The organism is Methylocella sp. (assembly GCF_041905455.1).
Taxonomy (GTDB): Bacteria; Pseudomonadota; Alphaproteobacteria; order Rhizobiales; family Beijerinckiaceae; genus Methylocapsa.
Map to the genome: position 1 here is coordinate 1 of NZ_JAYRLA010000008.1, position 19,996 is coordinate 19,996.

The 19,996-nt window shown below is 70.2% G+C and carries 15 protein-coding genes, 1 tRNA gene and 1 pseudogene; 12 read left to right on the forward strand and 5 right to left on the reverse strand.

All coding sequences use genetic code 11. From position 1 onward, the window contains the following. Positions 1-108 (forward strand): annotated as a pseudogene (locus tag ACE3OG_RS08345) (IS5/IS1182 family transposase); the annotation flags it as partial. Positions 109-132: 24 nt separating this feature from the next. On the opposite strand, the gene ACE3OG_RS08350 reads toward ACE3OG_RS08345, so the two are convergent. Beyond that, entirely contained in the window at positions 133-378 is a 246-nt protein-coding gene (locus tag ACE3OG_RS08350) for a hypothetical protein (protein WP_374307554.1), read from the reverse strand. A 131-nt stretch (positions 379-509) separates the two neighbouring features. Then, a complete protein-coding gene (locus tag ACE3OG_RS08355; protein WP_374307556.1) occupies positions 510-2,090 on the reverse strand; it encodes an ATP-binding protein in 1,581 nt (526 codons plus the stop codon). Positions 2,091-2,272: 182 nt separating this feature from the next. Between ACE3OG_RS08355 and ACE3OG_RS08360 the strand changes: the two genes are divergently transcribed. The 5 genes from ACE3OG_RS08360 to ACE3OG_RS08380 all read left to right on the forward strand — a co-directional run bounded on the left by ACE3OG_RS08360 (position 2,273) and on the right by ACE3OG_RS08380 (position 7,393). Beyond that, complete coding sequence (locus ACE3OG_RS08360) at positions 2,273-3,145, forward strand: DUF4436 family protein (RefSeq protein ID WP_374307557.1); 873 nt, start codon at positions 2,273-2,275, stop codon at positions 3,143-3,145. 288 nt (positions 3,146-3,433) lie between these two features. Then, positions 3,434-3,868, forward strand: coding sequence for a winged-helix domain-containing protein (locus ACE3OG_RS08365; protein ID WP_374307559.1), 435 nt, complete (start codon positions 3,434-3,436; stop codon positions 3,866-3,868). A gap of 54 nt (positions 3,869-3,922) precedes the next feature. Next, on the forward strand, positions 3,923-5,338 hold the full coding sequence (gene selA / locus ACE3OG_RS08370) for an L-seryl-tRNA(Sec) selenium transferase (protein ID WP_374307561.1): 1,416 nt from the start codon (positions 3,923-3,925) through the stop codon (positions 5,336-5,338). Next, complete coding sequence (selB, locus tag ACE3OG_RS08375; protein WP_374307563.1) at positions 5,335-7,281, forward strand: selenocysteine-specific translation elongation factor; 1,947 nt, start codon at positions 5,335-5,337, stop codon at positions 7,279-7,281. Before selA ends, selB begins: the two co-directional genes overlap by 4 nt. Positions 7,282-7,297: 16 nt before the next feature. After that, positions 7,298-7,393, forward strand: a tRNA-Sec gene (locus ACE3OG_RS08380). Positions 7,394-7,416: 23 nt separating this feature from the next. On the opposite strand, the gene selD is transcribed toward ACE3OG_RS08380, so the two are convergent. Beyond that, positions 7,417-8,466 carry a selenide, water dikinase SelD gene (gene selD / locus ACE3OG_RS08385; RefSeq protein ID WP_374307565.1) on the reverse strand — a complete coding sequence of 350 codons (1,050 nt, stop codon included), beginning with the start codon at positions 8,464-8,466 and terminating at the stop codon, positions 7,417-7,419. A 218-nt stretch (positions 8,467-8,684) separates the two neighbouring features. On the opposite strand from selD, the gene fdnG reads away from it, so the two are divergent. The 4 genes from fdnG (at position 8,685) to fdhE (ending at position 14,375) form a co-directional block, all read left to right on the forward strand. Further along, positions 8,685-11,759, forward strand: coding sequence for a formate dehydrogenase-N subunit alpha (fdnG, locus tag ACE3OG_RS08390; protein ID WP_374307568.1), 3,075 nt, complete (start codon positions 8,685-8,687; stop codon positions 11,757-11,759). Positions 11,760-11,832: 73 nt separating this feature from the next. Next, a complete protein-coding gene (fdxH, locus tag ACE3OG_RS08395) occupies positions 11,833-12,777 on the forward strand; it encodes a formate dehydrogenase subunit beta (protein WP_374307570.1) in 945 nt (314 codons plus the stop codon). Next, entirely contained in the window at positions 12,774-13,427 is a 654-nt protein-coding gene (locus ACE3OG_RS08400) for a formate dehydrogenase subunit gamma (protein ID WP_374307573.1), read from the forward strand. Before fdxH ends, ACE3OG_RS08400 begins: the two co-directional genes overlap by 4 nt. Before the next feature lie 18 nt (positions 13,428-13,445). After that, complete coding sequence (gene fdhE / locus ACE3OG_RS08405; RefSeq protein WP_374307575.1) at positions 13,446-14,375, forward strand: formate dehydrogenase accessory protein FdhE; 930 nt, start codon at positions 13,446-13,448, stop codon at positions 14,373-14,375. 12 nt (positions 14,376-14,387) lie between these two features. Here fdhE and ACE3OG_RS08410 read toward each other — a convergent pair whose 3' ends face one another. Beyond that, positions 14,388-15,842 (reverse strand): Wzz/FepE/Etk N-terminal domain-containing protein, encoded by a 1,455-nt coding sequence (locus ACE3OG_RS08410; protein ID WP_374307577.1) that lies wholly within the window; start codon positions 15,840-15,842, stop codon positions 14,388-14,390. Between the two features lie 417 nt (positions 15,843-16,259). Here ACE3OG_RS08410 and ACE3OG_RS08415 point away from each other — a divergent pair, with 417 nt between their 5' ends. Next, on the forward strand, positions 16,260-16,982 hold the full coding sequence (locus ACE3OG_RS08415) for a hypothetical protein (protein WP_374307579.1): 723 nt from the start codon (positions 16,260-16,262) through the stop codon (positions 16,980-16,982). A gap of 45 nt (positions 16,983-17,027) precedes the next feature. Further along, the gene (locus tag ACE3OG_RS08420; RefSeq protein ID WP_374307580.1) at positions 17,028-18,110 is read left to right on the forward strand and encodes a thioesterase domain-containing protein; all 1,083 of its coding nucleotides are present in this window, start codon (positions 17,028-17,030) and stop codon (positions 18,108-18,110) included. A gap of 75 nt (positions 18,111-18,185) precedes the next feature. Here the strand turns inward: ACE3OG_RS08420 and ACE3OG_RS08425 are convergent, their stop codons facing one another. Beyond that, the gene (locus ACE3OG_RS08425; protein WP_374307582.1) at positions 18,186-19,901 is read right to left on the reverse strand and encodes an FAD-dependent oxidoreductase; all 1,716 of its coding nucleotides are present in this window, start codon (positions 19,899-19,901) and stop codon (positions 18,186-18,188) included. Positions 19,902-19,996: the final 95 nt, after the last annotated feature.

A 19,996-nucleotide genomic window follows, 5' to 3' on the forward strand; every position in this document is an offset into this window, starting at 1 on the left:
TTCAACAAGCTCAAGCACTTCCGCAGGTTCGCGACACGCTACGATCGACGCGCCAACCTCTATCTCGCATTCATCCACCTCGCCGCAATCGATCTATGGCTGCGTTGAATGTGGATTCGCCCTAGCCTGGCCTCAGTCCTGCGTCCGCTCCCTGGCGGAGATGAAGCGGTCGATGCGGATGACGCGGCCGGCCGGCGCCAGGTCGATGGCGCCGAGGTTCAGGCATCTGCGCTCGAGCGCCTCGCAGGCGTCGATCCATCCGTCCTTCCAGCCGTCGTGCGCCGTTCCTTGCATCGCCCTGCGGTGAGGGTTGGCGCAAAGCCCGCGGCCTTCCGCGAAAGCCTTGACGCCGTGCTGGTAAAATCGCGCGTAGGTCATGGCGTCCTCCTGAGCCGATCCTCGTCCCCGGCCGTTGACAGGAAGTTTACGCGCAACGTTTTTGGCCGATATGCGGCGACGGCGCCACGGGCGGGCGAAAGCGCCTCCGGTGTGGCGCCGGCGCCTCAGGGCTAGCGGTCGAGCGCGCCGCGGACCTTGCGGGCGAGCTGGTCCAGGGCGAAGGGCTTCATGATGAGGTCGACCTTCGGCTCGTTGTCTCCCTCGGCGAGGACGCCGCGGGTGAAGCCGGTCGTATAAAGGACCTTGAGGCCCGGACGGCGGCGCGCCGCCAGTTCGGCGAGCTCGCGTCCGCTCATGCCCGGCATCACGACGTCCGTGAACAGGAGGCTGACGTCGTCCGCCTCGTCGAGGACGGCGAGCGCCTCGGGCCCGCTCGCCGCCTCGCGCACGCCATAGCCGAGGTCGCGCAGCAACGCGATGGTGGCGCCGCGCACGCCGTCGTCGTCTTCGACGACGAGGATGGTCTCGCCGCCGCCGCCGGGGCCGGACGGGACGCAGTCCCGCCCGCCCGGCGCCTTGGCCGCCGTCGCGCCGCGCGGCAGGCGCATCTCGACGCGCGTCCCTTCGCCCGGCCGGCTCGCGATGCGCACGTTGCCGCCCGACTGCTTGACGAAGCCATACACTTGGCTGAGGCCAAGCCCGCTGCCCTTGCCGATCTCCTTGGTGGTGAAGAAGGGTTCGAACGCCCGCGCGGCGACGTCCTCCGTCATGCCCTCGCCGGTGTCGGCGACGGCGATCACCGCATAGCTCGCCGACGCGTCTTCGCCCGCCGGCGCGGGCTCCGGCGCCTCGCCGTTGAAGGTTTCGATCGTCAGGCGCCCGCCGTCGGGCATGGCGTCGCGCGCGTTCACGGCGAGATTGACGACGGCGTTCTCAAGCTCGGCCGGATCCGCGAGCACGGGCCAGACCTGCGCGCCGGGCCTGACGACGAGCTCGACCTTCGGTCCGACCGACAGGCGCAGGAGCTCGCCCATGCCTGCGATCAGCTCGTTGAGGTCGATGATCGTCGGCGAAAGCGGCTGCCGGCGCGAGAAGGCGAGCAGGCGGCGCGTCAGCGCGGCCGACTTCTCGGCGCCGTCGCGCGCGTTGCGCACGAAGCGCAGCGCGTCGCCGCCCTGCCCCAGGCGGCGGGCGGCGATGTCGAGATTGCCGATGACGACCGCCAGCATGTTGTTGAAGTCGTGCGCGATGCCGCCGGTGAGCTGGCCGATCGCCTCGATCTTCTGCGTCTGCCGCACAAGCGCCTCGCTCGCCTCGCGCGTCCTGATTTCCTCGAGAAGCGCGACGTTCGCCGCGGCGAGCTCGCGCGTGCGGGCGCCGACGCGCGCCTCGAGGTCGTCGTTGAAGCGGCGCAGCTCGCTCACGAGGGCGATCATGGTGACGGCGACGAGGCCGAAGAAGACGAGCCCGAGGACATGCGAAGGCGGTTCGTCGGCCGCGCTCATGTGGGCGTCCATGAAGAAAAGATGGGCGAGCGTCCCCGAGAGCGCCGCCGCGAGCAGGCCGGGCGCCCAGCCGCCGAGAAAGGCGGCGATGAGGATAGGGGGAAAGAAGGTCAGAAACGGCAGGCCCGTCAGCGGTCCGGACAAGGCCTCGCGTAGAAGATAGGCGGCGAGCGGGCCGACGAGCGCCGCGGCGTAGGCGAAGATCCTGTGCGCGCGAAAGACTTTTGTGGCGACGAAGAGGTCCATGACGGCTCGTGCGTCCGCGGCCGGAAGGGCGCGGACGCACTGTGGACGACGCCTTCGCCGCGCGTCAATCGCCCCGCCGCGGCCGCGCAAGCGCAAGCTGCGCCGATGTTGCGCGCGTCGGCGCAAGCTGCGATGCTCGCGCGCCGACGCGTCGCGGCGGCGGTCGGACGAGCTGCGATCGAATGGCGGACATCTTCTCTCCTTCACGGCTGGGCGGGACGTCGCAGGCGGTCGCCCTGGCTTCGGCGTGCCTTTCCATCCTTCTCGTCCTTTATCTGATGTTCTTCGCCGACCTCTACCGGCGTCCCGACGCGACGGAGTCGCAGGTCGCGCAGACGCTGGAGGGACGCCCGCCGCTCGACATCCACATCGAGATGATGAGCCTCGACCCTATCCGCCAGACGGTCGAGGCGCGGCTCAATTTTCCCGAAAGGCGCGCCGACGCGGCGCAGGCGGGCGGGGCGCGCGTGCGGTTGAGCGACGGCGGCTTCGTGCGCGAGCTTCATCTTCCCGCCGACCGCGCCGCCGGCGCGACAAGCGTGGAGTTCGGCCTCGACGGATCGATCAGCGCCTATCCGTTCGACGTCTACAGGACCGACGCGCTCATCGCCGCTTTCGCCGGCGAGGGGGCGCAGGAGGCGCCGCTCGCCGTTCAGCTTACGGTATGGGAGCGGCTCCCGGCCTGGGAGGCGCGCGTCGTGAGCCGTCCCGCGCGTCCTGGCGAGGTCGGACTTCCCATCTCCATCGAAGCGCGCCGTCCGCCCGCCCATGTCGTTTTCGCGCTGATCGTCTACGCGGTCATGGCGGTGATCGCGGTGTGCGGCCTCGCCATCGGCGTGCTCGCCGCGTGCGGCGTGCGCAAGATCGAAGCCGCCTTCGCCAGCTCGCTCGCCGGCATGCTGTTCGCGGCGCCGATGCTGCGCAACGCCATGCCCGGCGCGCCGCCGCTGGGCGTCGCCGCGGACGCCTATGTGTTTCTGTGGGTTCAGGTCGCGCTGATGATCGGCCTCGTCCTGTTCATCTGCGCGTGGGCGCGGCGCGGATCGCCGCCCTGAACGGCGTTCACATCGCCGCCGTCGGCCGTGGCGCGCGCCGCCGGCATGCGAATCACCTCGCCGCCGCCGTCGGCAACAGAGGCGCCTTTGCGGCGCCGGAGGCCTCCGGATTGCGCCCTAATGTAGATTGGCGATAGATTTCCACATCAACTTGTGCAAGGAAGCTCGACGTCCGTATTGGAAAATCTCCACGGCGGCGCCAACATCGACAATCTTCCGTAACCGGAAGAGCTGCACAGGGTCGGCTTGACGTTCGGGCGGGCTCGTCGTTCAACTTGCGAAAGACTCATGGACACATCACTCGAACGTATCCGCGCGAAGATCGCCGAACTCGAAAGCAAGATCGAGGATTTGCGCGCCGCCGAGCGCGTGCTGGCCGAGCTCGACGCGACGCCCGCGCGCCGCGCGCCGCGCGCCGCGGCCGCCGCCGCTCCTGCGGCGGCGAGCCCGGCTCCCGCCTCACCTGCGGCGCCGGCGCGGCGCAGGGGGCGCAGGAAGGCGTCCGCCGGAGGCGGGCCGCGCCAGACCATGGCGGACGTGATCTCCGAGGCGCTTGAGGAGAAGGGTCCGATGTCCGCGTCCGACCTCTCCGAGGAGCTGAAGGGCGCCGGCCGCGACATCACCAACCGCATGGTGTCCTTCGCGCTACAGGCGATGAAGAAGCGCGGCCTCGCCAAGAACGTCGACGGCAAATGGAGCTCGCTCAAGCCGCGCGCCAAGTAGCGCGCCACACAGCGCGCGCGCGACGTCTCGCGCTCCGGATGCGATAGGCGCTCCATGGACGAAGCATCGCGCGCGCGCCTGCGGGCGCTGCCCTCGGTCGACGCCCTCCTGACCCGGCCCGCCGGCGCGGCGCTCGGCGAGCGCTTCGGGCGGCCCGCCGCCGCCGCCGCCCTGCGCGCCGCGCTCGAGGAGGCGCGCGCCGCCCTTCGGTCCGGTGAGCCGCTAACGCCGACCGAGGCGCAGATTGGCGCGCGCGCCCTCGCGAGGCTCGAGGCGCGCGAACGGCCCGGCCTGCGCGCGGTCTACAATCTGACCGGCGTCATCCTCCACACCAACCTCGGCCGCGCGCAGCTCGCCGAGGCGGCGGTCGAGGCCGCGGTCGAGGCGATGCGCGAGGCGGTCGCCCTTGAATTCGATCTCGAAACCGGCCGGCGCGGCGAGCGCGAGGACCACGCGCGCGCGCTGCTGCGCGAGCTCGCCGGCGCGCAAGGCGCGACGATCGTCAACAACAACGCCGCCGCCGTCCTGCTGGCGCTCAACACGCTGGCCGACGGCCGCGAGGCCATCGTCTCGCGCGGCGAGCTGATCGAGATCGGCGGCGCTTTCCGCATGCCGGACATCATGGCGCGCGCAGGCGCGCGGCTCGTCGAGGTCGGAACGACCAACCGCACCCATCTGCGCGACTACAGAGCCGCCCTGTCCGAGCGGACCGGCGTCATCCTGAAGGTCCATCCGTCGAATTATCGCGTCGAGGGCTTCGTCGCCGAGGCCGGGGCGCGCGAGCTCGCCGAGCTCGCGCGGGAGGCGGGCGTTCCGCTGATGAACGATCTCGGCTCCGGCGCGTTGATCGACCTGTCGCGTTACGGCGTAAGAAAGGAGCCGACCGTTCGCGAGGCGGTCGAAGCCGGCGCGGATATAATCGCCTTCTCCGGCGACAAGCTGCTCGGCGGGCCGCAGGCGGGCGTCCTCGTCGGGCGGCGCGACCTCATTGAGAAAATCGAGCGCAACCCGATGAAGCGCGCGATGCGCGTCGACAAGATCCGTCTCGCGGCGCTCGCCGCGACGCTCAGGCTCTACGCCGACCCGGACCGGCTGGCGCTGCGGCTTCCCGCCCTGCGCTTCATCGCGCGTCCGCTGCAGGAGATCGCGGCGCTGGCGCGGCGGATCGAGCCCGCGCTCGCGGCTACGCTCGGGCCGGCTTTCCTCGTCGAGGCCGTCGCCTGCCGCAGCGAGATCGGCTCCGGCGCGCTGCCGCTCGACGCCATCGCGAGCGCCGGCCTCGCCATACGCCCGCGCGAGGGCGGCGGCGCCCTCGACCGCCTTTCCGCCGCCCTGCGCGGCCTGCCGCGGCCGGTGATCGGGCGGATCGAGGACGGCGCGCTGATCCTCGACCTTCGTTGCCTCGAGGACGAGGAGGGTTTCCTCGCCAATTTCGCGCGCCTGCGCGAAAGCGCGCCGGACGCGCCATGATCGTCGGCGTCGCCGGCCACATCGACCACGGCAAGACGGCGCTGGTGCGGGCGCTGACCGGCGTCGCCGGCGACCGTCTCAAGGAGGAGAAGGCGCGCGGCGTCACCATCGACCTCGGCTTCGCCTATCTGCCGGTCGGGGATCATATCATCGGCTTCATCGACGCGCCGGGCCACGAGAAGCTCGTCCACACCATGCTGGCGGGGGCGAGCGGCGTCGATTTCGCGCTGCTGACGGTCGCCGCCGACGACGGGATCATGCCGCAGACGCGCGAGCATCTCGCGGTCCTCGACCTGCTCGGCGTGTCGCACGGCCTCGTCGCCCTCACCAAATGCGACCTCGTCGACGCCGCGCGCCTTGAGGCGCTCAAGGGCGAGATCGCGGCGGCGCTCGCCGGCGGCTCGCTCTCCGGCGCGCAGATCCTGCCCGTCTCGAGCCTCACCGGCGAGGGAATCGACGCGCTGCGCGACGCGCTCGCCGAAGCTGCGGCCCAGCCCTCGCCGCGCGCCGCGACCGGCGCGTTCCGGCTCGCCGTCGACCGCTCCTTCACGCTCGCCGGCGTCGGCGTCGTCGTCACCGGAACCATCCTCTCCGGCCGCGTCGGCGTCGGCGACCGTGTCGTCGTGAGCCCGGCGGGGATCGAGGCGCGGGTGCGCTCGCTGCACGCGCAGAACCGCCCGGCGCAGAGCGCCGCCGCCGGCGAGCGCTGCGCCCTCAACCTCGCCGGGCCGGACGTCGCGAAGGAGGCGATCTCGCGCGGCGACGTCGCGCTCGATCCCGCCCTGCACGCGCCGACGAGCCGCGTCGACGCGACGTTGCGGCTGCTTCCGGGCGAGGAGAAGCCGATCGGCGCGTGGCATGCGGCGCGGCTGCATCATGGCGCGGCTGAGACCGGCGTCCATATCGCCCCGCTCGAGGAGGGGCCGATAAGACCGGGCGAGAGCGCCTGCGTCCAGCTTGTGCTCGACGCGCCGATCGCCGCGGCGGCGGGCGACCGCTACGTGCTGCGCGACGCCTCGGCGCGGCGCACCATCGGCGGCGGCGTATTCCTCGACCTGCGCCCCGCGTCGCGAAAGCGCCGCTCGCCGCAGCGCGCCGCGCAGCGCGCGGCGCTCGCCCTCGCCGATCCCGCCGCCGCCTTCGCCGCGCTGCTCGCCGCGCCGCCCTTCGCGCACGACCTTGCGGCTTTCGCGCGCGACCGCGCCTTGTCGGAGGCGGAGGCCGAGCGCATCGTCGCCGATGCGGGGTTGGTGACGCTGCCGGACAGGGACGCGCGCTTTTGCGCGGCGCCGGCGTTCTGGCGGGAATTCTCGGGCGCGCTCAAGGCCCGGCTCGCGCAATTTCACGCGGAAAACCCCGATATGCAGGGCCTCGGCGCCGAGCGCCTGCGGCTGACGCTGGAGCCGCGCCTGCCCGCCGCCGCGTTTCGCGCCGCGCTGCGCAGGCTCGCCGGCGCCGGCGAGATCGCCCTCGCCGGCGCCTTCGCGCAATTGCCCGGCCATCAGCCGCGTCTCGCCCCGCGCGACGAGGCGGCCTGGAGCCGCTTTGCGGCGCTGCTCGGCGGGGCCGAGCGCTTCCGGCCGCCGCGCGTGCGCGACCTCGGGGCGGCGACGGGAGCGGCCGAGGAGGACGTGCGGCGCGTGCTCAAGCTCGCGGCGCGCATGGGGCTCGTCGACGAGATCGCCCACGACCATTTCTTTCTGCGCCAGACGACGCATGAGATGGCGCGCGTCGTCGCCGATCTCGACGCCGGCGGCCTCTTCACGGCGGCGCAGCTGCGCGACCGGCTCGACAACGGGCGCAAGGTGGCGATCCAGATCCTCGAATTCTTCGACCGCCACGGCCTGACCGTGCGGCGCGGCGACCTGCGCCGCCTCGACCGCCGCCGCCTCGACCTGTTCGCGCCGCTTGAGCGTCCCGTCGAAAAGGGGCAAGACTCCTAGAGGCGCGCACGCGCGAGGAGGAGAATCGTCCCTGGTGGGGCGTCCAGTCTTCAAAACTGGGTGGGGCGGGTTGACCGTCTCAGGTGGGTTCGACTCCCGCTCTCCTTCGCCAGCTTCCGCGTTAATCCTCGCGCCTTACGCCACGCGCGCCTGAGGCGGCCCTTCGAGAACTTCGCCGACGACCGCCGCGCGCGAAAAACCCGCGGCCCTGATCTCGTCGAGGACTCGCGCCGCAGCGTCGGGGGCGCAGGCGACGAGCAGCCCGCCCGAGGTCTGCGGGTCCGTCAGCAGCGCGCGCCGCCAGTCCTCGAAACCTTCCGGCAGGACGACGGCCTCGCCGTAGCTCGCCCAGTTGCGGGTCGAGGCGCCGGTGACGAAGCCTGCCCGCGCGAGCTCGGGCGCGTCGGCGAAGAAAGGAATTGCGTCGAAATCGAAGCGCAGCGTCACGCCGCTGGCGCGGGCCAGTTCGAGCCCATGGCCGAGCAGGGCGAAGCCGGTGACGTCGGTGACGGCGTGCGCGGCGCCCTCGCGCCCGAGCGCCGCGCCGACGCGGTTCAGCTGCGTCGTCGAGGCGATCATCTCGGCGTAGCCTTGAGGCGTCAGCGCCTCCTTGCGGAACGCCGCCGAATAGACGCCGACGCCGAGCGCCTTGGTCAGGATCAGCGCGTCGCCGGGTTTCGCGCCGCCGTTGCGGCGCACGTTTTCAGGACGGCAGAGTCCGATGGCGACGAGGCCGTAGATGGGCTCCGGCGAATCGATCGAATGGCCGCCGGCGACGGGAACGCCGGCCTGCGCGCAGATCGCGGCGCCGCCGGCCAGGATCTCGCGCACGGTCTCGACGGGCAGCTTGCCGAGCGGCATGCCGAGGACGGCGAGCGCCATGATCGGCGTCCCGCCCATGGCGTAGACGTCGGAGAGCGCGTTGGTCGCCGCGATGGCGCCGAAGTCGCGCGGATCGTCGACCATCGGCATGAAGAAATCAGTCGTGGCGACGACGCAGTTGGCGTCGTCGACGCGCCAGACGGCGGCGTCGTCGCCGGTCTCGAGGCCGACGAGCAGTTCGGGCCGGGCCGCGCCCATCGTCTGGCCGGCGAGCAGCGTCTGCAGCATGGCGGGGGCGAGCTTGCAGCCGCAGCCGCCGCCGTGGGCGAGGCTGGTGAGGCGCGGCGGCGCGGCGTCGGACATGGGAATTCCTCGGCGAGGGAACGCGGAAGCCTTACAAGAATTAAGGCCGCGAGAAGCGCGGCGCAACCAGGAACATCCTCTACAGCTATATCGTATCGGGCATAGTATAGGCGGCCGGATTGTGATTTGCGCCTGCGCCGCAGATTGATTAAGCTGTATTTAGAACAAGACTTGTTTCAGTCTGGACGCTGGAGCAGGATTTGGCGGGAGCGCGCGGCATGCAGCTCAGTCGACGCGGATTCATCAAGCTCAGCGCCGCGGGTCTCGCCGCGTCGAGCTTCGGCGCCCTCGGATTTGGCCCTGACGGCGAGGCGCTCGCCGCGGCGACGCGGCCTTACAAGCTCACGGCGACGACCGAGACGCGCAACACCTGCACCTATTGCTCGGTCGCCTGCGGCATCCTCATCTACAGCTTGGGCGACCGCGCCAAGAACGCCCATTCGGACATCATCCATATCGAGGGCGACCCGGACCATCCGGTCAACCGCGGCACGCTCTGCCCCAAGGGGGCGGGCCTGCTCGACATCGTGCACGCGCCGCAGCGGCTCAAGGTCCCGCGCTATCGCGCGCCGGGAACGGCCGAGTTCCAGGACGTCACCTGGGACTTCGCGATGGACCGCATCGCGACCCTGATGAAGCAGGACCGCGACGCCAATTTCGTCGCGAAGAACGAAGCCGGGACCACCGTCAACCGCTGGCTGACCACCGGCATGCTGGCCGCCTCCGCCTCGTCCAACGAAACCGCCCTTTTGACATGGAAGGTGGCCCGATCGTTCGGGATGCTGGTCTTCGACAATCAGGCGCGTGTCTGACACGGACCGACGGTAGCCAGTCTGGCTCCATCATTCGGTCGCGGGGCGATGACCAACACCTGGCAGGACATCAAGAACGCCGATGTCGTGCTGGTGATGGGCGGCAACGCCGCGGAAGCCCATCCGTGCGGCTTCAAATGGGTGATCGAAGCCAAAATCGAGAACGGCGCGAAGCTCGTCGTCGTCGATCCGCGCTTCACGCGCACGGCTTCCGTCGCCGACTATCACGTTCCGATCCGGCCGGGGACGGACATCGCCTTCCTCAACGGCGTGATCCGCTATCTTCTCGAGAAGGACGCGATCCAGCACGAATATGTGCGCGGCTACACCAACGCCGGCCTCATCGTCAAGGAAGGTTTCGCGTTCGAGGACGGGCTGTTCTCGGGCTTCGACGAAGCGAAGAACCGTTATGACAAGTCGAGCTGGAACTATGAGCTCGACGAGCGGGGCTTCGCGAAGGAGGACCCGACCTGGACCGATCCGCGCTGCGTGATCAATCTCCTGCGCGCGCATGTCGCGCGCTACACGCCGGAGACGGTGTCGCGCATCGCGGGCACCCCGCAGGATAAATTCCTCAGGGTCTGCGAAACCATCGCCTCGACCGCCGCGCCCGACAGGGCGCTGACGAGCCTGTTCGCGCTCGGCTGGACGCAGCATTCGATCGGCGCGCAGAACATCCGCGCCATGGCCATGGTGCAGCTTCTGCTCGGCAACATCGGCGTCGCCGGCGGCGGCATGAACGCGCTGCGCGGCCATTCCAACATCCAGGGCCTGACCGACCTCGGCCTTTTGTGGAACCTCCTCCCCGGCTACATGACCCTGCCGACGGACGCGGAGCCGACCTATCAGAAATATATCGAGACGCGGCAGTTCAAGCCGCTGCGTCCCGGCCAGGTCAGCTATTGGCGGAACTATTCGAAATTCTTCGTCAGCTTCCAGAAATCGACCTTCGGCGCGGCGGCTACGGCCGACAACAACTGGGGCTACGACCTCCTGCCGAAGTCGGAGGCGGGCAAGGCCTACGACATTCTGCGCGCCTTCGAAATGATGAACGCGGGGCAGCTCAACGGCTACATCTGCCAGGGCTTCAATCCGCTGCAGGCGTTCCCGGACCGCGGCAAGATCCGGCGCGGCCTCTCGAAGCTGAAATTCCTCGTCGTGATGGACCCGCTGAACACCGAGACGGCGAATTTCTGGCGCAACGAAGGGCCGCAGAATCCGGCCGATCCCGCGGCGATCCAGACCGAAGTGTTCCAGCTGCCCACCACCTGCTTCGCCGAGGAGGACGGCTCCCTCGTCAATTCGGCGCGCTGGCTACAATGGCACTGGAAGGCGGCGAACGCGCCGGGCCTCGCGAAATCCGACCTCTGGATCATGAGCCAGATCTTCCGGCGCATGAAGGAGAAGTGCCGCGCCGAGGGCGGCGCCCCGGCGGACGCGATCAACGCCCTGACCTGGGCCTACACGAACCCGGACGAGCCTGATCCCGAAGAGCTCGCCAAGGAGATGAACGGACGCGCGCTCGTCGACCTCAAGGACGAGGCGGGAAACGTCACGGTCAAGGCGGGCAAGCTCCTCGACGGCTTCGCCCAGCTGCGCGACGACGGCTCGACGACGTCGGGCTGCTGGGTCTTCTCGGGCTGCTACACCGAGAAGGGCAACGCCATGGCGCGGCGCGACGCGAGCGACCCGCGCGAGCAGGGGATCGCGCCGAACTGGGCCTTCGCCTGGCCGGCCAACCGGCGCATCCTCTACAACCGCGCCAGCGCCGACCCGTCCGGCAAGGCGTGGAACCCGAAGAAGCCGATCATCGAATGGAACGGCGCGCAATGGGCGGGGATCGACGTGCCCGACTTCCCGCCGGCGTCGAAGCCCTCGGACAACGTCAGCCCCTTCATCCTGAACGACGAAGGGCTCGGACGCCTGTTCGCGCGCGACCAGATGGCCGAAGGCCCGTTCCCGGAGCATTACGAGCCGTTCGAATCGCCGTCGGAGAACATCCTGCATCCGAAAGTGCGCAGCAATCCGGCGGCGCGGGTGTTCCCGGACGACCGGGCGATGTTCGGCGCGCCCAAGGACTTCCCCTATGTGGCGACGACCTACAGGCTGACCGAGCACTTCCACTACTGGACCAAGCACGCGATCATCAACTCCGTCCTGCAGCCGGAGGAGTTCGTCGAGATCGGCGAGGCGCTCGCCAGCGAGAAGGGCGTCGCGCAGGGAGGCTGGGTGCGGGTCGCCTCCAAGCGCGGCGAGGTCGTCTGCAAGGCCTATGTCACGAAACGCATCAAGCCCATGCTGGTGGACGGAAAGCCGGTGCATGTGATCGGCGTGCCGATCCACTGGGGCTTCACCGGCGTCGCCCGCAAGGGCTACGGCGCCAACACGCTCACGCCCTCGGTCGGCGACGCCAACACGCAGACGCCGGAGTTCAAGGCCTTTCTCGTCAATGTCGAGCCGGTCGCCGCGCCGGTCGCCTGACTCCAGCCCGAACACCCGGCCCTCGCGGCGGCGCGCCCAGGCCCGCGCCGCAAGGGCCTGAAGGAGCCGCCCGATGGGTGATTTGCAGTCGCAGGACATCATAAGGCGCTCGGCGACGACCGTGACGCCGCCAGTCGCGCGCGCGCATGTGGCCGAGGTGTCGAAGCTCATCGACGTGTCGCGCTGCATCGGCTGCAAGGCGTGCCAGTCGGCGTGCATGGAGTGGAACAATCTGCGTCCGCCGATCGGAACCTTCGAGGGCGCCTACGACAATCCGCACGACCTCGCCCCCGAAGTGTGGACGCTGATGCGCTTCACCGAATGGGACAACGACAAGGGCGATCTCGAATGGCTGATCCGCAAGGACGGCTGCATGCATTGCGCCGATCCCGGCTGCCTAAAGGCGTGCCCCGCGCCCGGCGCGATCGTGCAATACGCCAACGGGATCGTCGATTTCGTCAGCGACAACTGCATCGGCTGCGGCTACTGCGTGAAGGGTTGTCCGTTCAACATCCCGCGCATCAGCAAGGTGGACCACAAGTCCTATAAATGCACGCTGTGCTCCGACCGCGTCGGGGTCGGCCTCGAGCCCGCCTGCGTCAAGGCCTGCCCGACCGGCGCGATCCTGTTCGGCTCGAAAGAGAACATGACCGAATGGGCCGGCGAGCGCGTCGCCGAGCTCAAGGGCCGCGGCTTCGAGAACGCCGGCCTCTACGATCCGCCGGGCGTCGGCGGCACGCATGTCATGTATGTGCTGCACCACGCCGACCGGCCGCATCTTTACGCCGGCCTGCCCGACGCGCCACAGATCAGCCCGGCCGTCTCGCTCTGGAAGGGACTCGCCAAGCCGCTCGCCGTCGCCGGCATGGCGTTCGCCGCCGTCGCCGGATTCTTCCACTGGATCACGGTCGGATCGAACGAGGTCGAGCCGGCGGACGAGGCCGAGGCCAAGCGCCTGTTCGTCGAAGCCAACGTCGCGGCGCGCGGCGAGGCCGGCGCCGGGGGAGCGCAGACATGAGCTATCCCAAGGGCGCGCTGATCCGCAATTCGACGAGCGAGCGGATAAATCACTGGATCACCGCCGGCTGCTTCGTGCTGCTGGTGCTGTCCGGCCTCTCCATGTTCCATCCCATATTCTATTGGCTGGCGGCCCTGTTCGGCGGCGGACAATGGGCGCGCGCCGTCCATCCGTGGATCGGCCTCGTCCTGGCCGCGAGCTATCTCGGCATGATCGTCCAGTTCTGGCGCGACAACATTCCGGACGGGGACGACGTCGCCTGGCTCAAGGCGGTCCCGCAGGTGCTGACCAACGACGAGGAGCATGTGCCCGAGGTCGGCAAGCTCAACGCCGGCCAGAAGGGCGTGTTCTGGTCGATGACGCTGCTGGTGCCGACGCTGCTCGTCAGCGGCCTCCTGATCTGGGAGGTCTATTTCGGCGCGGCGACGTCGATCCCGACGCAGCGCGGCGCGGCGCTCGTCCATTCCTTCGCCGCGGTCGCCGCGATCCTCGTGTGGATCGTGCATGTCTACGCCGCCATCTGGGTGAGCGGCTCGATGCGGGCGATGACTCAAGGGTGGGTCACGCCCGGCTGGGCGTGGCGCCATCACCGCAAGTGGCTGCGCAGCCTCGTCGACACCGGCTCGCCCGGACCAAGGCCCCGCGCGTGAGGCGAAAGTGAGATCAGTGTGAGGCAGGGCGAGGTCTCGGCGAAAGGCGCGTGGGTCGGCGATCCGCAGGGCGGCGTCAAGGCGCCCGAGCCGATCCTGTCTCCCGATCCGCGCCTGCGCTTTTCGCGCACGGCGGCGCGGCTCGACTCTCTCGCGCACAACCATCCGGCGGGCGACTGGCTGCGCTTTATGGCGCGTCTTTCGCGCGCGCAGGACGCCGCCCGCCTCGCTCTCGAGGGCCTGCCGCCGTTCGACGCCGGCGCGCTCGCGCGAGCCGTGGAGGCGCGCATGCCGCCGCTCGCCGTCGACGGGCATCGTCGCCCCGACCTCTGGCGCGCGGGCTTTCGCGCGATGCTGCGGGCGCTCGACGCAACGCAGACTCCGGCGCCGGCGCGGCGCGTCGTCGAGGCGTTGCGCGCGGCGGACGAGGGCGAGCTCGAGGCGCTCGCCGACGCCTTCGTCCATGAGGCGCTCGAGCCGGATCGGGCGGGCGAGGCGCTGTTCGTCGCCGCCGCGCTGCAGGTCTATTTCACCTGCGCGGCCGCCGCGCCGCCCGTCTCGGCGCTTCGCCTCCTGCCGGAGCGGGGCCTTTGCCCCTGCTGCGGCTCGACGCCGGTCGCGGGCCTCGTCACCGCCTCCGGCCAGACGCCCGGAGCGCGCTACCTCTATTGCTCGCTGTGCGGAACGGCGTGGAACTATGTGCGCGCCCTGTGCGTCGCCTGCGGCGACTCGCGCACGCTGACCATGCGCGCCTTCGAGGGCGAGGAGCTCGTCAAGGCGGAGACCTGCGAGGCCTGCGGAACCTACGCCAAGATGATCTATCAGGCGAAGGACATGGACGCCGACCCTTACGCCGACGATCTGGCGAGCCTCGCGCTCGATCTCGCGGTGTCGGAGGCGGGCTGGGCGCGCCACGCGCCCAATCCGCTGCTGCTGGTCGGCGCCTGACGGCTGCCGGCGTCAGAGCGCTTCGAGGCGGCTCGCCTTCAGGCCGCTCGCGTCGGGGACGCGGTCGAGCACCGGCACCACGGCGAGCACGGGCAGGCCGAGCGCGCGCTCGAGCTTGTCGGGCGAGATGAAGCCGCGGCGGAAGACGTCCGCGAGGACGGCGGCCAGCGCGCCAGCGAACAGCGAGAGCAGAATCCCGGCGGCGAAGATCACGAGGCGGTGATTGCCGGCGTCGAGCGGCGGCGTCGCCGGATCGATCACCCGCACGCTCGCCGCGCGCCGCGCGCTGACGTCCTCCTGGAACCTGCGCGCGTCGAGCGTCTTGGCGACGGCGGCGTAATGATCGCCGGCGAGATCGCGCTCGCGCTCGAGCCGCGCCAGCTCGAAGGCCTTGCCCTCGAGGTCGCGGATCGTCGCGTCGGCTTCGGCGAGCTGGACGTCGTCGGCGGCGACGCGCGCCTTCGCCGCCTCGAGGCTCTGGCGCGCGCGCGAACGGTCGATCTCCTGCGCGTCGACGACGTTGGGGCGTCCGTGCCGCACGAGCTGCTGCCCGCCGGCGCCCGTCGTCACCAGGTCGCCGGGCGTCTCGTTGAGCTCATGGGCGAGCACCTCGACGCGCTTGCCGGCCTGCGCCGCGTCGGCCTCGGCGAGCTGCCGGTCACGCAGGATGTCGGCGCGCTGGCGCAGCAGCAGATCGCGTTGCAGGGCGTGGTCGGCGACATTGTTCTTCGCCTTGAAGTCGGCCAGCGCGCGCGCGGCCTCGTCGGCGCGCGCGGCGAGCGCCTTCGCCTCGACCGCGACGGCCGGCGACTGGACGTCGGAGAACAGCGTCGCACGCTTCTGGAGGTAGAGCGCGACGAGGCGGTTGACGGCGGCGGCGGCGGCGGCGGGATCGGGATTGCGGAAGCTCACGGTGATCAGGGCGCCGATCTTGTCGGGCGTCACCGTCAGCGCCTTCTCGAAGGCGCGCGCGCCGAGATCGAGCGGATCGGGCGGGACCCGACGGGCGAGCGTGAGGCCGAACGGCCGGGCGGCGGCGGCGAGGGCCTCATGCAGCGCGTCCGTCAGTCTGGCCCGCAGGCCGGGTCGGCCGATCGTGGGGAAGAGCCGCGTCAGGCCGACCTCCTCCACCGCCGCGCGGGCGAGGGAAGGGCTCGTCAGGATCTCCACCTCGCTCTTCAGGATGGCGTCTTTCTCGAGCATGGCCGGGGAGGCGGCGCCGGTCTCCGCGCCCGCCGTCCCGCGCGCCGCGTAGTCCGTCGAAAGCGGCACGAGCAGGCTGGCGCTCGCGGTGAAGCTCGGCTTGACGAGCACGGCGGTCGCGCCGGCGGCGGCGAGGACGACGGCCATCGTCGCGACGACGACGCGCCAGTCCTTGAACAGGCTTTCGAGCGCGCCGCGCAGCGCGGCCGCGCCGCGGCCGGACGGATGGGGCGCAAGAGGCTCGGGCTCGAAGGAAAGGCTCATGAAATGCTCCTGCAGGAGAAGATCCCGAGAGAGGGGCGAAGGCGGCGCGGCCGACGATTTGGCACGTATAGAATTTTTGCATTCATCAGCATTCAGCTGATTTGGTAAAATTTTCGCGGGCGACGTCGCGATTTAAAGTGTTTTATTGCGACGCGTCAATTCCTATTGTATCCTGCCGGACGAGTAAAACTCATGATCAAAATTCAAAACATTTCACAATCGCAGGTTATGTCGGCGTAAGGGTTCGGCGGTAAGCTTCCTCATCGACGCTTTCCGCCGGACGCCGCCGGCTTCTTTGCTTCCGGGAGCTCACATGCGCGCGATCTTGAAGATTCATCCCCCGTGCGAGCGCGGCGCAGGCGCGCGCGCGAGGTCCGGCGCGTCCTTTTGCGCGTCATTTTGCGGACGGGCCGGCTGATGGCGCGCGTCGCCCCCGCCCTCGAAGACGTCGTCGCCGACCACGCCTTCGCGCCGCTGGCGCGAAGGCCCGCGGCGCGCGCGCACAAGGCGTTCGTGCATCTCTTTCACGCCGTCAAAGCCATGAATCGCGACGACGCGCCCTTCGTGGCGCAGTTCGTGGCCTCGACCCGGGGCGAGGGGGCGAGCGCCGTCGCCGCCGGCTTCGCCGAGGCCGCGGCGGCGCAATGGGGCGGCTCGGTGCTGCTCATCGACTGCGCGACGCCGGATCCGTCCGCCGTCGCCCCGTTCCGGCCGGCGCCGCAGTCGCTCGCCGAAGCTTTCGCCAGGAAAATCTCGCCGCAGGGCGGCGCGCAGGCCGCCCTGCAATCGGCGGTCCAGCCGGCGACCAGCCGCGGCGGCGTCGTGCTCGCCCGGCTGACCGCGGCGGAAGGGGCCTTCTCCCGTCTCGACCTCAGCGATCTCGGACGCCTGCTCGACGCCGCGCGGCAGGTCTTTCCGATCATCGTCCTCGACTGCCCGCCGCCGTCCGAGTCGCCGGAGTCCCTGGCGCTCGCCCGTTGCTGCGACGGCACGGTGCTGGTCGTCGGCGCCGGCGAGGCCTCGCGCTCGCGCGTCCTGCAGACCCGCGCCGACATCGAGCGCGCCGGCGGGCAGGTCCTCGGCTGCGTGCTCAACAAGGCGCGCAGCTACGCGCCGCGCTGGCTCATCCGTCGGCTTTGACAGGGAGCGGCGCTCCCGCGCCGACGCTTCCTTGGAGCTTCGCACATGAACATTCCCCTGAAGAGCTCCGGCGCCGCGCCGGCTCAGGACGACGCCGAGGCGCTGGTTGGACGGCTGTGGGACCGCATCCTCGAGCGCGGCCCGCAGGCGCGCGAGGCGAGCCTCCTCGACCTCAAGCTCGGCGTGCGGCGCGTCCATCGGCTGTTCGAGGCGATCGCGCAGGAGACCGGCGTCGCCCTGCCGCTCACGACCATGTTCGTCGCGCCGACCGTCGCCGCGCTCGCCGAGGTCGTGCGGCGGGGCGAGGCGCCGCCGCAGCCGCGCTCCGTATTGATTCAGCCGCATGAGAGAGGGACGCCGCTGTTCCTCTTTCCCGGCGTCGGCGGCCATATTCTCGAGCTCTACGATCTCGGCCGGCTGCTGCGCGCCGGCGGCCCGGTCTACGCCAATCTGTTCCAAGGCTTCGACGGACGCGCGCCGCTGCATCGCTCGCTCGCCGAGATGGCGGACTATCAAAAGAGGGTCGTGCGGGAAATTCAGCCCGCCGGCCCCTATCGTCTTGCGGGCTTCAGCCTCGGCGCCCTCGTCGCGCTCGAGACCGCGCGGCGGCTGCGCGAGGCCGGCGAGGAGGTGACGTTCCTCGGCCTCATCGAGCCCAATCTGCCGGAGCGGCTCTGGCCGCCGGCGGTCAAGCGCGCCTTCCTGCTTCGTCGGCTGAGGACGCATCTGGCGACGCTGAAAGCGCTGCCGCCGAGCGAGCTCCTTCCCTATCTCGGCGAACGGGCGAGCCCCCTGCTGCGGCGCCTGCGCCGCCTCGCCGGCGCGCAGGGCGAGGCCGACGCCTCGCCCTATTCGCTCGCCAACCTGCCGAAGGATCTCGCCGAGGCGCGGGAGGCTGGGCTCGCCGCTTTCTACGGCTATGAGATCGCCCCTTACGACGGCGACGCCATATTCTTCGATTCGGCCGGCGGCGATCCGCTGTCCTGCCGCCCCGGCGATGTTTTCCCGCCCTATTTGCGCGCCTGCGAATTCCATCGCTTCAGCGGCGACCACGCGAGCCTGATGCGCGAGCCCCACGTTTCGGAGCTCGCCGACGCGATGTCGAGGGCGCTCGCCGCGCGCGCCTGACGCGAAGAAGAAGACGCACGAACAAGGGGGCGCGGCGACGCGTCCCCTGTCTTCGCCTTTTTCGGCGTCGCCGCCTCAGCCCGTGGCGGAACGCGCGACGAAAGCCATCGCCGGAGCCTGGACGTCGGCCTGCCCGGACGGCGCCGGAGCCTGCAGCTCGTAGCGAGCCCCCTCGAAATCGCGCGTGATCCTGTCCGCGAGTCGCAGCGCGAGGGCGACGAGGTTGATCGTCGGCGAATCGCTGCCGACCGTCGGAAAGACCGAGCTTCCGGCGATATAGAGCCGCTCGACGTCGTGGACCCTGCAGTCGGCGTCGACGACGCCGCGATTAGGATCGTCATGCATGCGCGTCGTGCCCATGTGATGCCAGCAGCCGACGAGCTCCGGCGACTCGACGTTCGCCGCATGCTCGTCAGCCGGCGCGGCGACGCCTGAAGCGCGCAGGACGTCGACGACGAGACGGTCGAGACGTCGGATATGGTCTCGGTCCTGTTCCGTCACGCGCCAGTCGATGCGCACCTGGTTGAGGCCGAGTCGGTCGCGCCGCTCCGACAGGGTCACACGGCTGTCCGGGTTGGGGACGGGCTCGATCACCGATTCGAGCAGAAATTCGGTCTTGTCGAGATAGGGGCTGAGCAGCGCGTCGCCGATCGCCGCGGCGGTCCGCGGCGCGTGGGCGACGAGGGCCGGAATCTCGCGCATGACGTCCTTGACCATGCGCGAAAGCGGATAGCCGAAGCGCCGGCGTCCGTTGAGCGCGCGCCGCAACCGCTTCAGCGCGAAGAAGGATTTGGTGAGGTCGGAGGCGTCTTCGCCCACGAGATAGGTGCGCGAATTGGGCAGCGCGAGACGGCGCTGCGCGTCGGCGCTCGGCGCGAGATGAATTTCGAGGCGCGCGCGGGCGTCGCCGCGGCCGCGATGAATCCTGTGCAGCAGCGCGTCATAGAGAGGCCGAAACCTCGCCGCGTCGGGCGCGCGCACGCGGGTCAGCTGGACGCGCGGATGATCCATGTAATAGCGGCCGACGAGGTCGCGCCCGTTGCCGAGGCCCGTCGGGCGGATTTGATTCGATAGCAGCAGCAGCCGGGCGTTTTCGACGCCGCCGGCGGCGAGGACGGTCACCTGCGCGTCGACCGACAGCCGCTTGCCCTCGAGTGTCATCGCCTCGACGCCTTGCGCCGCGCAGCCGAATCCGTCGGTCGCGACATGGGTGACGTTGGCGTTGATGAACGTCTTGAGATTCGGAGCGGCGCGCAGCCTTTCGCGGAAGACCCGCCCCATGCGGGTCGGGGGGCTCAGCTGATCGACGACGTTGACGAAGTCGCCGCCCGCAAGCGGCATCAGCGCGGCGCCGAGCCGCTCGATCTCGGGCGCCCAATGCGCGAGGCTGTAGTCCGGCTCCGGCGTCTCGAGCAACGCGCCGGCGCGCGCGTAATAGGGCGCCAGATCACGCTTGCGGATCGGCCATCCGCTGTTCGGCACCCAGTCGCGCGTCTCGAAGTCGAGCTCGTCGAGCGGCCGGCACCAGCCGCCCCAGCAGTTGGTGCTGCCGCCGAGAAAGCGGCTTCGCGAATCCTCCGGCGCCTCATGCACGAGCCCGACGTTCTCGCCGCCGTAAAGCGATTGCGAGGAGGGGTCGGGCTTGAATCCGCCGCCCTCGAGCAGAACCGTCTTGAGGCTCCGGCGCGAAAGTTCGAGCGCGAGCGCAATTCCGGCCGCGCCGCCGCCGACGATGCAGACGTCGGCTTCAAGCCGCAAGCCGTCCTCGATGTGTTTGGCGTCGATGATCATCGGGGGGGTCCACGAAAGGAATGGGTCGGTGCGAAAAATGCGGGACGCGATCGCGACGGCGCTCGCCGTCGCAAAATGTCCGTCGTCAGAAAAAA

Bases quoted from the DNA above. Each gene is read 5' to 3' on its own strand.
- ACE3OG_RS08360 (WP_374307557.1), top strand. From the start codon at position 2,273: ATGGCGGACATCTTCTCTCCTTCACGGCTGGGCGGGACGTCGCAGGCG.
- ACE3OG_RS08425 (WP_374307582.1), bottom strand. From the start codon at position 19,901: ATGATCATCGACGCCAAACACATCGAGGACGGCTTGCGGCTTGAAGCC.
- selA (WP_374307561.1), top strand. From the start codon at position 3,923: ATGGACGAAGCATCGCGCGCGCGCCTGCGGGCGCTGCCCTCGGTCGAC.
- selB (WP_374307563.1), top strand. From the start codon at position 5,335: ATGATCGTCGGCGTCGCCGGCCACATCGACCACGGCAAGACGGCGCTG.
- fdxH (WP_374307570.1), top strand. From the start codon at position 11,833: ATGGGTGATTTGCAGTCGCAGGACATCATAAGGCGCTCGGCGACGACC.
- ACE3OG_RS08400 (WP_374307573.1), top strand. From the start codon at position 12,774: ATGAGCTATCCCAAGGGCGCGCTGATCCGCAATTCGACGAGCGAGCGG.
- ACE3OG_RS08350 (WP_374307554.1), bottom strand. From the start codon at position 378: ATGACCTACGCGCGATTTTACCAGCACGGCGTCAAGGCTTTCGCGGAA.
- ACE3OG_RS08365 (WP_374307559.1), top strand. From the start codon at position 3,434: ATGGACACATCACTCGAACGTATCCGCGCGAAGATCGCCGAACTCGAA.
- ACE3OG_RS08420 (WP_374307580.1), top strand. From the start codon at position 17,028: ATGAACATTCCCCTGAAGAGCTCCGGCGCCGCGCCGGCTCAGGACGAC.
- selD (WP_374307565.1), bottom strand. From the start codon at position 8,466: ATGTCCGACGCCGCGCCGCCGCGCCTCACCAGCCTCGCCCACGGCGGC.
- ACE3OG_RS08355 (WP_374307556.1), bottom strand. From the start codon at position 2,090: ATGGACCTCTTCGTCGCCACAAAAGTCTTTCGCGCGCACAGGATCTTC.
- ACE3OG_RS08415 (WP_374307579.1), top strand. From the start codon at position 16,260: ATGGCGCGCGTCGCCCCCGCCCTCGAAGACGTCGTCGCCGACCACGCC.
- ACE3OG_RS08410 (WP_374307577.1), bottom strand. From the start codon at position 15,842: ATGAGCCTTTCCTTCGAGCCCGAGCCTCTTGCGCCCCATCCGTCCGGC.